Here is a 13,901-nt window from a genome sequence, read left to right as displayed (position 1 = left end):
GGTTCACACGGGGTGTGAATGCGTGCTCGTTACTCTGAGTAAGCACGGTCAGTACCAGCGAGAGGGAGTGAGACGGTGGCAGGGCCGAACTCGCTGCTGGACGCGTTGCTCTCAGAGGCCGGGATGTCCAGGCAAGGACTGGCGGTCCGAGTCAACCAAGCAGCCTCGCGACATGGCCGCGTTTTCCGGTACGACCACACCGCCGTCGCTCGTTGGCTCCGTGGTCAACGGCCAAGAGGCCCGGTCCCGGACCTGATATGCGAGGTTCTAGGCGCGCAGCTCGGGCGGCCCCTCACGCTGGCAGACATCGGACTCGACACGTCGGAGACCGACCCATCGGCCCCGGTGCCACTGCCTACCTTCGTCAACCGCGCAACGTCGATGTGGCGCGCAGACCACATGCGGCGACCCGAGCTGCTGTCGTCACCCATAGTCACTGGCATGGACGCGGTGCGGCCGGTATGGGAGTGGGAGAACCCGCCCGGCGACGTTGACTTGTCGGGGCACGGTGAGCGTCACGTCGGGGTCAACGACGTCCGCACGCTCCACGACGCAAGGCAACACTACGAGCACATGTACCGCAGCGCAGGCGGCCTCGCGACGCATGTTCGAGTGGCGGGCTTCCTGAGCCAGCAGACCACGCCGATGCTCTACGGGACGTTCACAGATGCGGTTGGCAGAGAGCTGCACCGCGCCGTCGGCGGCCTGACTGCCATAGCAGGCATCAGCGCCTATGACGCGGAATTCCACGGCGTCGCACAGAGGTACTTTCACCAGGCACTGCGGCTCGCGAAGTCGTCAGGGGACCGCGCGTTCGGCGGATATGTGCTGGCCCTGTTGGTCAACCAGTCGTTGGCACTTGGTGACCCGCGTCAGGCCATAGCGTTCTCGCAAGCTGCCCTTCGCACCGCCGGCGCGGCCGTCTCTCCAGCGCTCAACGCCGATCTGCACGTGATGCAAGCCAAGGGCTTTGCCATCATCGGTGACGCAGCAGCGGCGCGCCTGGCCATGCACGAAGCAGAGCGCGCTGCCGCTCGCATCGACATTGGCAGTGAGCCGGCGGAGACAAGCTACGTGCAACCTGGCCTGATCGAAGCGCAGATGACTGAGGCCCTGATCAGCCTTGGCGACCTACGGCCAGCGGCCGACCTAGTAGCGGCTTCACTCGACGCTCCGACGCACGCGCGGGGCCGCGTGAACAGACTTGCCACCGCCGCCACCTTGGCACTCCGGGCAGGCGAGGCCGACCGAGCTGCGGGCTTGGTACTCGATATGCTCGACCACGCCCAGGGCATGGAGTCCGGCCGCCTCGTGCAGCGGTTCCGCAAGCTGCGCCACGCATTGGCTACTCACCAGTCGGCAGCCACCCGCGACGCCATTGAACGACTTGACCGAACGCTCGACCTGCTCACCTGAAACCGGTCCACGGAAGGCTACGCACCATGCAGTGGAAGAACCTCGGTGAACACACGGTCTACGAGAACCGTTGGTTCACCGTGAACCTTGCCGACGTCGAGCTTCCTGACGGCCGCCACTTGGATCACTACCTCATCAGGCAACGTCCGGTGGTTCTCACTGCCGCTGTGGCCAACGGGGCGGCGCTCCTTCTCTGGCGACACCGTTTCATCACGAACACGTGGGGCTGGGAGTTGCCGGCGGGTGTGGTCGACGACGGCGAGACCCTCGAAGAGGCAGCAGCGCGGGAAGCGCTCGAAGAGACGGGTTGGCGGCCCGGTCCACTCCACCACCTGATGACCCTTGAACCAGCCAACGGGCTGTCCGACTCGCGCCACCACATCTACTGGGCCGAAGGTGCAGAGTACGTCGGGCATCCAGAGGACGACTTCGAATCGTCGCGACGCGAATGGGTGCCGCTGTCGCAAGTTCCCGAACTCGTGCGCAAGGGCGAGATTCCTGCCGCCAACACTGCGGCCGCACTAATGTTGCTGTTCCATATCAACGGCGAAGTAGCGTAAACAGTCTAGGTCTCCGAGAAGTCGCCTGCTATTTCTTGCAGTCGAGTTAGCGACATGCGCTGCTCAACGATCCAGAGAAACTTGTCCACTGACATAGCTATCGCGCGCGCTGTATCGTCCCGTGTAGTCGGAAACGGGCCGACCCCATTCGATGGCGGTGGATAATGGCTCGCCTGTCGCCCAACAACGCTTCCGGTCAAGTATTGCCCTGCGGCGTTTTGGAATGGACCCACACATGCGCTACTTATCGCAGGTGTCGCTCCATTGTACCAAAAAGGTGCTGAGTTAGACACAATGAGGTCAACATCGACCGCGTCACCGGGCTGCGCGGGCGGAGGCACCGCAAACCCGGTGGCACGATGCTTCAAGTCTCCGGGCGAGGGCGCGACTCCCATTCGTGTGCAGGCGTCCCAAGTCCACCGAAGACGCGCTACCAAGGTCGCGTCCTCAGTTAGGGAAACGCCAGGAAACCATATCGGCCATTTACCGCGACGGCGCACCAGCACGTCGCCGCGCGCGATTGCCGCTTGAAGGTCAGACTCGCGGTCCGCCGCGATCTTGAAACCTGCCCGGCCTACGTGCTCAGGACGTGGGTCATCACCGTGAATGCTGAGCTTCAAATGCAGGGAGTTAGGTACCTTGGACGTCATGTAGAAGGATGTCCTGCTAGCCCACAACCTCCACGTGTACCCGCGAATTCCTACCGTCTTGTTTCCGACGGTCACGTACGTCGCTCCGGTCATGGGGTCACCTTTACGGGTGGGTGCAGTCATATTCCGAGCAGGAACGACAGGTGCTCGCGGACCGCCACCATCTCGGAATCGGTCAGCTCGCCACCCTGGTCTGAGAGCCAGTGCCGGGGGTGCGTCAGGAGCCGGTCAGCGAGCACGTAGCCGGCACTGACCCGGACCACGAACGGCTGGAACGACTTCATCTCAGGGACGACCTGGCACGTGACGACCATGTTCCCCTTTGACGCGTTGTACGTAGGGTGCGACAGCACCAACCGCAGGGTCCCGTCAGGCAGGCTCCACAGCTCGCCGGGGTTCACGCCTCGGCCTGCAACCGCAGCGCGGCACGAGCCAGCGTCTCGTCATCCTCCGTCCACGACGGACCCTCGACCTGATCGAGCAGCCGCCGGTAGTGCTCGTTCCTGACAGCACGTTCGACGAACTCCGAACGGTTCAGGCCCGACGCCTTCGCGTCGGCGTCCAAGAGCGCTAGCGACGACGAACTGATCGCTACAGTAACCTTCTCTTTCGCCATACAGTCATCATACCGCATCCCATACAGATGGGCGGCCGTCGGCTAGCCCACGTCACTCCACCGACTGTTGCCCGCACGGGAGTTCTCGCGAGTCTTGTTCATCGTCTCGATCGCTAGCTCCATGCCGCCGTTACCGATCTCCGCTCCGCCGGCCCGGATGAGGAACCCTGCCGCGATCAGCGGTTCGCCATGCGGTAGGGGATTGGCCAGCCACCCGCCGACATGCACGCCGGCCGCCACGGCGAGCAGATCGAACCGGCCAGCGGCTAGCGCCCGTAACTCCGACGCGGCATCCGCCGGCGTTGGCATCGACGAACGCGAGTCGCCGGGCGGTTGCGTTCAGCGAGGCAGTGAGGAGCCGATCAGGGTTCGGAGCAGGTCTGCGAGTTCCCATAGTGCCTAGTATCGAATCTGTGTTCGATTAACGCAACTAGGCTGCCGCTGAGCAGTAACGATGTTGAGTCCGGCTCATCCAGTAGAGTCCGCAAATGACCTGGGAACTACTCGTTGCGTTAGGCGCGGCGGTCGTTGGCACCGCTGGCGCTGCGGGCTTGGTGACCGCCCTGAACGAGCTGACGAAGCCAGCTCGGTTGCGTCGGCAGATCGACGGCTTGGTCAAGACTCGTGAGGAAGTTGACGCCGGCGAGACCAGAGATCGACTCACGAGCGTCATCCACGAGCTTGCCGAGGAGCTGGCCGCGCACATTCGGTTGCGTAAGCGGCGACCCCGGGCATTTGTTAGTGCCTTCAAAATGGCCCTCTTCGCCGCAGTCGGCGGCGTTCTAATCGTCGAGGGTGCAATCCGGATCCGTCCCGAAGGCAACCCATTCGATCGCCCGGGCTTCTACTGGAGCTACGTCTTTGGCGCGGCGGCCGCTGGTTGGGCCCTCGGGTTCGAGCTCGTTATGCGCCGTAAACGCGCGCAGCGGTGGATTATGACAACAACGATCCCGCCACTCCGAGCGCCAATGGTCAAGTTGTACCTTTGGGGCGTCGAGCGCGAAAAGCGCAAGAAGAATAAGCCTCCTAGCCTGGTCGACCGATTCTACGCCTGGACTTGGGAGCCAGATTCACCGGATGCTCCCTATAAGCCATTCACTGATGAGGCAGAACGGCAAGCGTTACAGGCTGGCGATCAGAAAAGGGATCAGTCGGATTAAGTGAACCTCCAATTCTTGACGAGACTGATGGAAGGGCTGCCATATCATGCGATTCATGAGCGACCAGACCTCGTGTTTAGCATCATCGGACATCTCCGTTGCCGATGTGGCAACGGACATGGCACCCGTTGTGGTGGGCGGCGTTCTTGTGTTGTTCAGCTCCTTCCTCCAGCACGTCTGGACTACGAGGAAGGAGGATCGACGCTTACGGGAATCCGAGAAGGCCATGCGGGTTCAGCACGACCGGGATGTGATAGCGGACCTCCTAACCGCGCTCCAGCGGTGGGCTACCGCGATCGCCAACCTTTCAGTGGCCTACGAGGCCGCCCAGAATGGAGCGAAGCTAGATGCCGCTCGCGTGCGAGAGTTTCATCAAGACACCGATGCGTTCTGGGCATTGCTCACTCGCGCCCGCCTTTCCGTTCGCAACCCTGCTGCGAGGCAAACGTTGGATGCTCTCCAAGAGCAATTTATTCTAATGACGAACCATTTGAATCTTGCGGCGGCGGGACAAACCTCATCCAAGTTCGTGGCGGACTTCCAGGATTATCGGACCATTGTCGGGAACGCCAAAATTGCGCTAGAGCAGGCCGCGCTCAATTGGGATGGAGAGTGAACTGGAGTACCGCTCGGGAAGATTCGAGCCTTTGAGCCGCGGGCTGTGGGCGGAGCCGCTCAACCGACCATGACGGCGGAGCCTGTGAACTGGCCCGCACCGGCCGAACGAGCCACCGGCCCGACCGGTGCGGCCCCCGGCGCGGCTCGACCCGTCTACGGGCCGCGCAGCGGGCCAGCCGGAGTCCCTCGCCTCAACTCCGGCCAGTGGCCTGCGAGCGCCGTGTCTCACCACCGAAGCCCGCCCCGGCCCGGCACCGGCACCCGGCACCGCTGGGGCGTGGTGAGAACTTTCTTTACTCCGTCAAGGCGGCTCGCTGCGCTCGCCGCAGCCGCCCGCCCGGCACGCCGGGCGTGCGGCCTTCGGCCGTTCCGGGCGACCGGGACGGGCGGCCCGCAGCGCAGACAGGCCGGCGACGAAGTGAGAACTCGTCTCACTTGTCACCGGCCTGGTGATCCAACAACGGCCCGTCGGCCACTGTCCGAATCAGCCGAGTCACGCGGCCAGAGCGTCCGCCGTCGACCACGAGACGAGATCGAGTCGTCCTGGTCGCCGGGATCGAACCGTGCCCGTCCGAGCTGGGCGGTCCGGTCCCACCCCCTCATGCCGTGATTGTCCGGCCTCCACTCCACGAGTCAAGGGCGGCCTTCGGCCGTCGCACGCGATCGAGCAAGCTCGACCCTTGACACGCTCCGCTACGGCCTTGGGGCGGCAGTTATGAGGGGGATGGGGAGGAGTGGTGGATGGGAGGGGCAGGGTCGAGGCCGAGTCGGGCGCGCAAGACCTTGTCGGCCCGGCCGACGAGCTGGCCGTCAGCCCCCAAGGGTGAGTAGCCAAGGTAGTCGGCCAGGTCGACCAGCTCCTGAGTGATCTCCTCATCGTCGACCCCGAACAGGTACGTGGCGTTCATGTGCGCGAGCACGTCCGGGGAGCTGTACTCGACGCGGCGGGCAGCATCAGCGACGGCGGCGAGCTGGCCCGCGAAAAGGAGCGCAGCGCCCGGCGTCAAGTCGAGATCGAAGACCCGTTCCAGCCCGGACGGGGCAAGGTGGAGCCGAACGACCGGCGAGGCGTTCTCGCGCCGCTCCGCCAGGACGTAGCCGGTCGTGTCGTCGACAACGTAGGACCACGTGATCGTGGACGGTCGACGCGGTATGTTCCGCATGGGTTCTCTCCTGGTCTGATCAGGTGGGGCCAAGTCCCCGGCTGGTGTTCGCGCACCGGCCGGGGGCGTACGGGGATGTGGTCGAGCACGCGTACCGGTGGGCCGCGAGCTGGCAGAAACCTTGGACCAGGTTTGGACCAACGACCTGTCCGCGGGGGCACGCCGTGCACGCTACGCACGCCCGCCGCACGATGAGGGAAGCGCTCTGACCTGGGAAGACGCATATCCGTTCACCTGGGGGTCAGGGGGTCGCAGGTTCAAATCCTGTCAGCCCGACAGATCGGTCCTGGTAGCTGGCGGTTCCCAGGACCTTCCTGGCAGGTGGAATTTGAACCGCCCATCGAAAACCCATCGCAAACCCCGCCGCTCGGCGGCGCTTGGTCGCGTCGTGCTCGGTTGCTGCGGGTCGGCTGCCGATGCCCCCGATCGTCAGGGCGTCGGCCACGCACCTGACCGGCATGGACGACATGGCGAAGCCTTCGGGCCGGTGGGGCCTGGAACCACTGATCGACATCGAGGAGCTGGCCGCCTACCTCGGCGTCCCGGTGACGACGATCTACGACTGGCGCACGAACGGCAAGGGTCCGCCGGCGTACAAGTTCGGGAAGCGGCTCAAGTTCGCGGTCTCGGACGTCCGGGCATGGCTGGCCGCGCAGCGCGAGCCCGGGGCGGGATGATCCGCGATGCCTAGGCCCCGGCTGCCGATCGGCACCTTCGGTGAGATCACCACCCGAAAGACTTCTCGCGGGCGATTCGAGGCGCGCACCCGCTACCGCGACTGGGACGGCAAGACGCGTATCGTCCAGGCCACCGCCGACACCGTGCGCGCCGCCGAACGGGCATTGAAGGTGAAGCTGTCCGAGCGGTCGCTGTTCCAGGGGTCCTTCACCGCGCTCACACCGGACAGCGGGTTCCCCGCACTCGTGGAGTACTGGCTAGAAGACCTCGACCTCGAGGACCGGCTGTCGCCGTCCACGCGGAAGCTCTACGAGCGGGACATGCGCACCCTCGTCCTGCCGGCGTTCGCCGAGCTCACGCTCCGCGAGATCGGCGTTGCCAGGTGCGACCGGTTCATCAAGCATCTCGCGAAACAGAGTTACAGCCGCGCCAAGCACGCCCGCGTCGTGCTCCGGCTGGCACTCGCGCTGGCGGTACGGCACGAGATCATCCCCAGGAACCCGATGGACCACATCGCCCGCCTGCACCGCACCCCGTCGACTCCGGATGCGCTCACCGTGGCCGAGGTCGACGCCGTCCGCGCCGCAGTCCGGCACTGGGAGTCCGGGCTGTCGCGGTCGGGCCCTCGTCCCGACGGTCAGCTCGGCCAGATCATCGAGGTCATGCTCGGTTCGTCTGCCCGCATCGGGGAGGTGCTAGCGATCCGGCGCTGCGACGTCGACGTCGCCGACTCGCCTCCGACGCTGCGGATCGCCGGAACGATCGTGACCCGCCGTAGCGAGCCTGCACACCGTCAGGATCACCCGAAGACTGCCAAGTCGCGCCGGACCGTTGCGCTGCCGTCCTTCGCGGCTGAAGCGGTTCGCCAACGGCTCGCGCTGACGGGGGAGCGGTCCCCGGAGGCGCTGCTGTTCTGCAGCCGCAACGGGACACCGCTGACACCGAACAACGTGCGGCGCCAGCTCCGCCGCGCCATGAAGCTGGCCGAGATCGACGGCGCCACCCCGCACGCGTTCCGCCGCACCGTCGCGACCGCGGTCAACGAGGCCGCCGGCGTCAACCTCGCCGCTGAGCTGCTCGGCCACAGCGACCCCAAGATCACCATCGACCACTACATCCGCCGCAACGAGATGGTGAACCCCGTCACCGCCGACCTGCTCGACCAGACCTTCCGGCGCTCCTAGCTGAATGCCGACCGCTCGGCCCGGTGTCGTCGAATCGACGACACCGGGCGGGCTGCGCCTCCGACCGCCTTAGCTCGTCGACTTCTCAGCGGTGCCCTGGACGAGATGCTTGCACGGCGCCGCAGCCGTGGGCAGGACCTCGGCTGCTGTCGGCAACCGTAGCGCCGACGTCGGCTATGGCTCGCCGATCTTCTTGAACGTGACCGACATGATCACCTGCTCATGGTGTGCGCTATCCGACCACAGGAGGACGGCGCCCTTATCGAAGCCCCGCGTGCGGAACGCCACGGCGCCGGGCCGATAGACCGCGTTCGCGAACGGTCCGCGAGTTTCGTCTGGAGCGGGTTGGAACAACGCGAGCGCAAGAGCCACTCCTCCGAGCCATACCAGACCGCCGATCAGCTCGCCATCCTTGCGGACGAGCGGTTGAATGCCGCCCCACGGCGCGCGAACAGATTCCTTCGTCAGTGGATCGCTCGCCGTACGCGAGACATAGAGCCCCCAACCTGGTGGCCACGGGCGCTGGCCGAAAAGAAGGTCGACGGCTTGCGTTCGGTCCAAAGTCGCAACGGGCTTCCCGTTATCCTTGAGCACGGATGCAAGCTGGTGCACTACGAGCGTCTTGAGTACCCATCGCTCGAGCTGATCGCCGTCAACGCTCAGGACTTCGGATGCGGACTCGAACTCGACCGAGGTGCGGATCTGTAGTCCTGCCCACGCCAGGGCCATGGCGAACGCCTTGGCGGCCTCATCCGCCTTGGAGAGTGCCGAATTGTGCTCCTGGCATAGGACCTTAGTCTTGAAGGACGAGATTCCGACCGTCTTCAGTTCGCCGTCAACGTTCCACGGGTAGTCCCGTGTGGAGATGTTCGTCGCGCCGAGCATGCGAAGAATGCTGTCGCTGACGTAGTGCTCGCCGGACATCTTGTCCGAGCATCCACCCAGACGGGAGGCGAAGCATTCACGACCGGCGAAGCTCCGACTGACCTGCTTGGCTGCCACAAAACCATCGTATCCGTCCATGACGTTCCGGCGTAACGCTCCATCCGAGCGTTGCCTTGGACCGGCCGAGCCTGAGTACCCGCTGATCTTGTTGTTATCAATGACACACGTCTTGCACTTGTCCGGCTCGGGGGCCAGCATCCCCGGTCGCGCGGGCGCCGTGCGGCGCGCGGTTGCACCGGTGTTGCACGGGCGCCGCAATACGACGCGCGCGTGTTGCAACACGCGACGCAGCGCCGGCAGGGGCGCATGGCCATCTCGGCGAGCAAGCCAGCATCCATGCCGCATGTTTCCGTCCAACACTCGCGGCGGGCGAAGAGTAAGTCGCGCGGGCCATGGCCAGCCTGGGGTGGAGACGCCCGCACTATTGGAAGAGGTACTCGGGATCGAGCCCGAACACCCATGAACGAGTAATATGGTTCCAGCCGTAGACTGCCTGAGATGAGGCGAAATTGTCGCCGCCGAGCCACTTTATTGGATCGGCACTACTACCGTAGGTGATGACTCTGTTCTCGCCGTTCACTGCGCAGGTGATTTCAAAGTATCCTGAATATACAAAGCCCGGTTCGGACGCTACCATAATCGATGCGCCGAAAGCGCCAGCTTCCGACAATGAGACGGTTGCGGGCGGCATCTCTGAAGATTCTCCGGATTCAAGGTCCGTGAGAATGGTCGATTGCTCCGCCGTATTCAGGTGGATCTCGATTCCTGGCTCGACTCCACCACCGTAGCTGCATCGGATGATTGAGGGTGGCGCTGCGACTGGATCCTTCCCTATGAGCACACTCCTAATCTCGGAAATGACCACCAGATCGTTTTTGCCACCTACGACCATAATGTCAAAGTCGGGCGATGCTAGCACTCCTGAGTTCTCAGTCAGCCAGCCGTCCCATGGTTCGCACCTTTCGAACAGTTCTTCCTCTGCGAGTTCGGGTGGTGGCGGCAAGGTCGCTGGGTCGCCGAACACGACGTAGTCGGGAGGAAAGCTCGGGCCAATAGTAAGGTCAGCGTAACTGGGTTCAGAGGGATCAGCCTCCACGCAAGTGACAGTGTTTCCCTGGCCGACGGCGGAACAATCGCCGACGTCGCCAGAATTCTCGGCTGTCGACTCGCCGGGACGATTCGATGATTCAGCTGGGTCGTCACGAGATGAAAATAGCTGAATTCCTGTCAGTATCAGCGCACCAACGCCGATGATTGCGCCAAACCCTTGCCACCACGGTTTCCCAAAGGCATGCGCAAGTCTGTGCCACCCTCGGGCGATACCTGAGTCGCGCCTGTCTGGCTTAGTCGACTTTCGTTCGCTGTTCACACCTCAGCCCTCGACGGGAACGCGAGACCGCAAGCGATACTGCAGGTGTTCATCCATCGACCTGAGCTGCGCCGCGTTGCAGTGCCGCGAAGGCGGCGCTGACCCGGCCGAGGTGATCGACCACATCGGCATTGTGTCACCGACAAGATCGGTAGCACACCCCTCAGCTGGTCTGTCTTTCCGGTGGTCTGTGGCGCCATGCCCAGGACTGGCGGTGTGGGCTCACGATGGGGCTGGCCGTGTATAGGGTCGTGGACGATGCGGCCGCTCCAGCTCCATTGCCAGGTCGCGCTGGACCCGTCGTGGATCTCGGGGCGAGGCAAGGACGTAGGCGGGTCCTGGCCCGGGCGCATGAGTCAAGTGCGTTGGGCCCACCTGTCGTCGCGGATTTCGGCCCCAGCCGGTGGCGGCGAACGGTGATCCGTTCGTCGCTCGGCCGAGCGCGTATAGTTGTTGCAGATGGTTCAGTTGAAGCAGATGGGGTGGCGAGATGACAGAGCTGCTCGCACGCGACGTCGAGGCGGTCCACCGTGCTCTGGACGCCGGCGGCGATGAGGTGCAGGTGTCGCTCTCTCGCGAGACGGCGGAGCTGCTCGCACGTGTGGTCGACGCGCGCGCTCGCGGACAGCAGGTTCTCCTCACCCGTGGACATGCCGAAGTCACTCCGAGCGAGGCCGCTGAGCTGCTGGGAATGTCGCGGCCACAGGTCCGCAAGCTGATGGACCAGGGCGTGCTCGACTTCCGTATGGTCGGCGCCCATCACCGCATCCGAGTCTCCTCCATCCGGGCGTTCCTCGACGCCGAGCGTCCACGGCGTCGGGCAGCGTTGGAGGATCTTGCCGGGTTGCAGAACGAGCTGGGCCTTGCCGAGTGACCGACGATCTCGACCTGCCGGGCATGGTCCGGGTCGTACTGGTCGACGCCAACGTCCTGTACTCGCGCGTCCTGCGTGACTACCTGCTCTACGCCGCTGATGAAGAGATCATCGCCATCGCGTGGAGCCGGCGGATTCTCGACGAGGTCACCGAACATCTGGCGGCGAAGGTCGCTGGCTTCACAGTCGAATCCGGTGCGCGCCTCGCGGCCGCGATGAACCGCGCGTTCCCGTATGCCGAGGTCGAGCCGACACTCGAGGATCACGAGCGGCTGTCCGAGCTGGCGCTGCCTGACGAGGACGACCGTCATGTGATCGCCGCTGCCGTCGCTGCGGAGGCCACCGTCCTGTGCACGGCGAACACGAAGGACTTCCCGGAGGAAGTCGCGGGGGCGCTCGGGTTCGAGGTGATGACGCCCGATGCGCTGTTGAGTGTTCTGATCGCCGAGTACCCGGCGCAGATGCTTTCCGTACACGCGACCGCCGTTGCCCGGCTGCGCGGCGCCACGGACGCATCGACCATGGCGGCGCTGGAGCGTGCTGGCGCGCCGATCGTGGCCGCCAGGATGATGCCTCTGCTGGCGTCGGCCGGCGGTGCCCTGGACTGAGTCGGTGCCCCACCTGGTCCATCGCTTACCCATCGCAAACAACCCGTACCGACCCTCGAAGACCCGATAGAGTCGGATAGCGAGAACCGACCGGTTCCCAGCTAAGAGCAGGGGATCCGCAAGCTTACGAGATGACCGTAAACCGGCTTTGACCAGCGGTTTTATCCAGGGGGTCGCAGGTTCAAATCCTGTCAGCCCGACTCGTTGACGAGTCCCGTTGACGCAGGTCAGCGGGTCGGTAGGTCCTTGACGGACCGGCCGCGCGCATCGTGGCATGAGCGGTCACGCCATGCCGTCCGGGCGGCAGCAGCTGCGCGCGTCGTAGCCGGAAGGTTTGTCCGCCCGCGGGCATGCCTTGGGCAGGAGTGGCGGCGCTAGCGCTGCGGCTGAGTCAGGGCTACGGTCCCCGTCCATGGAAATGGTGAAGGGCGAACAGATTGCCGCGGCCAATCTGACCGATTGGCGCAAGCTGGCCCAGGGATTGCATGCCCGCTACCTGGTGGACGACTTCGGCACCGGCGCACGATTCGTCGCCGCGGTGGGCGAGGCGGGCGACGCGATCGGACACCACCCGAGCGTGTCGATCGGTCACGGATACGTCGACCTCGAGCTGGTCAGCGACGACGCCATCTACCGCGACGACGAGGGCACCGAACACGTCGTCGAATGGGTGACCCAGCAGGACGTCGACCGCGCGCGACGGATCACCGAGATCGCCGCCGACCACAGGCTCGACGCAGACCCCGCCTCGGTCAGCGTCATCGAGCTCGGCCTCGACACGGCGCACTCCGCGACCATCGCCCCCGTGTGGGCCGCCCTGCTGACCGGGAACGCCGAGGCCCAGGGCCACGGGACCCCCAGCGACGAGATCCGTGACGCCACGGGACGGGTACCGAACCTGTGGTTCGGGGACGCCGGCACACGCGAGACCCCGCGCCAGCGATTCCACCTCGAGGTCTACGTGGCGCCCGAAGTGGCCGCGCAAAGGATCGCCGCCGCCCTCGCCGCGGGTGGGACCGTCGTCGATGACAGCGACGCACCCTCGCTCACCGTGATCGCAGACCAGGACGGCAACGAGGGAATCGTGTGCGTCGACATGTCCGCCGCGAAGAAGGACTGAACCGTCGACCGGCCCCCTTGTCAGCGCAAGCGAACCGTCACGTGGGCGTCATGCGGCCCGTGCTCAAGCTCCGTCTGCGACGCTCCGAACTGGGTACTGCTTGGATGTGATGGTTCTCGTGGTCGTCTTGCTGGCCCTCTGGTTGGTGCTGTCGATCGTGGGGTTTGCGATCGAGGGCATCCTGTGGCTGGGTTTCATCGGGGTGGTGTTGTTCGTGGCCACTGCGATGGTCGGCTGGCTCCGGCGGTCGGCTCATCGAAAGGCGTGACGTAGCGGCTCGTCGTCCGGTCTCATCGGCCCCAGGGCGGGGGAGCCGGTCGGCTACCTCTGGCAGCGGCGGGAACGGCGCGTGCGGTTCGGTCTGGTACCAGTAGGCGGTGCTGGACCAGTCGTCGGAGCGGCGGTTGTCGTGACCGTGCTCGATGGTCACCTTGATCGACTTCTGGAACCGGACTGGGCCCTCGATGTGGTCGCCCTCGCCGTACCAGTTGAACACCGCGGGACCGACCTGCCGCAGGTTCTCGATGTCGAGGCGGTGTGGAACCGGCCGGCTCGCGGGTCAGACGTCCCGGTGAGCTCGTAGTCGACGTAGTAATAGAGGATCACGTCCGTGGCGCACTCGTTGGTCACCTCGATGCGCGCGGAGTCGAACGGCATCGGGAACCAGCAGTTGAACGCCTTGCCGTCCTGCGGACTCATCTGCAGCGGCGCCGACACGAAGTTGCGCAGGTAGTGCTCGTCATCGCAGGCGATGGTCACCCAGATGTGCCGCACCACACCGGGCTCGTCGACGGCCGCGAGCCCAGCCGTACCGCCCGGTGCGATCGTCAGCCGATCGTCGTTGCCGCCGGTGGGGTCCCAGCTGGAAGCGCGGGCACTCCTCGTCCCGGTCAGACGTGGGAGGTTCGACAGGGGTCCAGTCATGCAGTGCTCCGCTCCC

The 13,901-nt window shown here is 65.0% G+C and carries 17 protein-coding genes; 10 read left to right on the top strand and 7 right to left on the bottom strand.

From position 1 onward, the window contains the following. Nucleotides 1-75 precede the first annotated feature (75 nt). Both C1I92_RS06205 and C1I92_RS06200 read left to right on the top strand, forming a co-directional pair. On the top strand, nt 76-1,416 hold the full coding sequence (locus tag C1I92_RS06205; RefSeq protein ID WP_499797825.1) for an NsdA family TPR-like regulatory protein: 1,341 nt from the start codon (nt 76-78) through the stop codon (nt 1,414-1,416). A 26-nt stretch (nt 1,417-1,442) separates the two neighbouring features. Then, nucleotides 1,443-1,976, top strand: coding sequence for an NUDIX domain-containing protein (locus tag C1I92_RS06200; protein WP_111253792.1), 534 nt, complete (start codon nt 1,443-1,445; stop codon nt 1,974-1,976). A gap of 769 nt (nt 1,977-2,745) precedes the next feature. On the opposite strand, the gene C1I92_RS33660 is transcribed toward C1I92_RS06200, so the two are convergent. From C1I92_RS33660 to C1I92_RS06185, 3 genes are all read right to left on the bottom strand, one after another. Continuing rightward, the gene (locus tag C1I92_RS33660) at nt 2,746-2,910 is read right to left on the bottom strand and encodes a hypothetical protein (RefSeq protein ID WP_158564021.1); all 165 of its coding nucleotides are present in this window, start codon (nt 2,908-2,910) and stop codon (nt 2,746-2,748) included. Between the two features lie 113 nt (nt 2,911-3,023). Beyond that, the gene (locus C1I92_RS06190) at nt 3,024-3,242 is read right to left on the bottom strand and encodes a ribbon-helix-helix domain-containing protein (protein ID WP_111253790.1); all 219 of its coding nucleotides are present in this window, start codon (nt 3,240-3,242) and stop codon (nt 3,024-3,026) included. A 42-nt stretch (nt 3,243-3,284) separates the two neighbouring features. Next, nucleotides 3,285-3,551 carry a hypothetical protein gene (locus tag C1I92_RS06185; RefSeq protein WP_111253789.1) on the bottom strand — a complete coding sequence of 89 codons (267 nt, stop codon included), beginning with the start codon at nt 3,549-3,551 and terminating at the stop codon, nt 3,285-3,287. Between the two features lie 179 nt (nt 3,552-3,730). On the opposite strand from C1I92_RS06185, the gene C1I92_RS06180 reads away from it, so the two are divergent. Both C1I92_RS06180 and C1I92_RS06175 read left to right on the top strand, forming a co-directional pair. Next, nucleotides 3,731-4,402: a hypothetical protein gene (locus tag C1I92_RS06180; RefSeq protein ID WP_111253788.1), complete on the top strand. Its 672-nt coding sequence runs from the start codon at nt 3,731-3,733 to the stop codon at nt 4,400-4,402. 55 nt (nt 4,403-4,457) lie between these two features. Further along, entirely contained in the window at nt 4,458-5,018 is a 561-nt protein-coding gene (locus tag C1I92_RS06175; RefSeq protein ID WP_146605039.1) for a hypothetical protein, read from the top strand. Nucleotides 5,019-5,733: 715 nt separating this feature from the next. Here C1I92_RS06175 and C1I92_RS06170 read toward each other — a convergent pair. Beyond that, nucleotides 5,734-6,183: a hypothetical protein gene (locus tag C1I92_RS06170; RefSeq protein WP_111253786.1), complete on the bottom strand. Its 450-nt coding sequence runs from the start codon at nt 6,181-6,183 to the stop codon at nt 5,734-5,736. Between the two features lie 416 nt (nt 6,184-6,599). On the opposite strand from C1I92_RS06170, the gene C1I92_RS06165 reads away from it, so the two are divergent. Beyond that, on the top strand, nt 6,600-6,860 hold the full coding sequence (locus C1I92_RS06165) for a helix-turn-helix transcriptional regulator (protein ID WP_199521000.1): 261 nt from the start codon (nt 6,600-6,602) through the stop codon (nt 6,858-6,860). A gap of 6 nt (nt 6,861-6,866) precedes the next feature. Then, a complete protein-coding gene (locus tag C1I92_RS06160; RefSeq protein WP_111253785.1) occupies nt 6,867-8,045 on the top strand; it encodes a tyrosine-type recombinase/integrase in 1,179 nt (392 codons plus the stop codon). Nucleotides 8,046-8,219: 174 nt separating this feature from the next. Here the strand turns inward: C1I92_RS06160 and C1I92_RS06155 are convergent, their stop codons facing one another. Beyond that, nucleotides 8,220-9,047 carry a hypothetical protein gene (locus tag C1I92_RS06155; protein WP_146605038.1) on the bottom strand — a complete coding sequence of 276 codons (828 nt, stop codon included), beginning with the start codon at nt 9,045-9,047 and terminating at the stop codon, nt 8,220-8,222. A gap of 364 nt (nt 9,048-9,411) precedes the next feature. After that, the gene (locus C1I92_RS33320) at nt 9,412-10,086 is read right to left on the bottom strand and encodes a hypothetical protein (protein ID WP_146605037.1); all 675 of its coding nucleotides are present in this window, start codon (nt 10,084-10,086) and stop codon (nt 9,412-9,414) included. A 763-nt stretch (nt 10,087-10,849) separates the two neighbouring features. Between C1I92_RS33320 and C1I92_RS06150 the strand changes: the two genes are divergently transcribed. The 4 genes from C1I92_RS06150 to C1I92_RS34795 all read left to right on the top strand — a co-directional run bounded on the left by C1I92_RS06150 (nt 10,850) and on the right by C1I92_RS34795 (nt 13,229). Further along, entirely contained in the window at nt 10,850-11,233 is a 384-nt protein-coding gene (locus C1I92_RS06150) for a helix-turn-helix domain-containing protein (protein ID WP_111253783.1), read from the top strand. Beyond that, nucleotides 11,230-11,841: a PIN domain-containing protein gene (locus C1I92_RS06145; protein ID WP_111253782.1), complete on the top strand. Its 612-nt coding sequence runs from the start codon at nt 11,230-11,232 to the stop codon at nt 11,839-11,841. Before C1I92_RS06150 ends, C1I92_RS06145 begins: the two co-directional genes overlap by 4 nt. Nucleotides 11,842-12,253: 412 nt before the next feature. Then, nucleotides 12,254-12,961, top strand: coding sequence for a VOC family protein (locus C1I92_RS06140; RefSeq protein ID WP_111253781.1), 708 nt, complete (start codon nt 12,254-12,256; stop codon nt 12,959-12,961). A gap of 118 nt (nt 12,962-13,079) precedes the next feature. Next, nucleotides 13,080-13,229, top strand: coding sequence for a hypothetical protein (locus tag C1I92_RS34795; protein WP_233506866.1), 150 nt, complete (start codon nt 13,080-13,082; stop codon nt 13,227-13,229). Between the two features lie 158 nt (nt 13,230-13,387). Here the strand turns inward: C1I92_RS34795 and C1I92_RS06130 are convergent, their stop codons facing one another. Then, nucleotides 13,388-13,885: a DUF2961 domain-containing protein gene (locus tag C1I92_RS06130; protein WP_111253780.1), complete on the bottom strand. Its 498-nt coding sequence runs from the start codon at nt 13,883-13,885 to the stop codon at nt 13,388-13,390. Between the last annotated feature and the right edge of the window lie 16 nt (nt 13,886-13,901).

This window comes from Jiangella anatolica (assembly GCF_003236295.1).
Lineage (GTDB): Bacteria > Actinomycetota > Actinomycetes > Jiangellales > Jiangellaceae > Jiangella > Jiangella anatolica.
The sequence above is the reverse complement of the archived record's forward strand: the minus strand, read 5'-3'. Positions and strand labels throughout refer to the sequence as shown.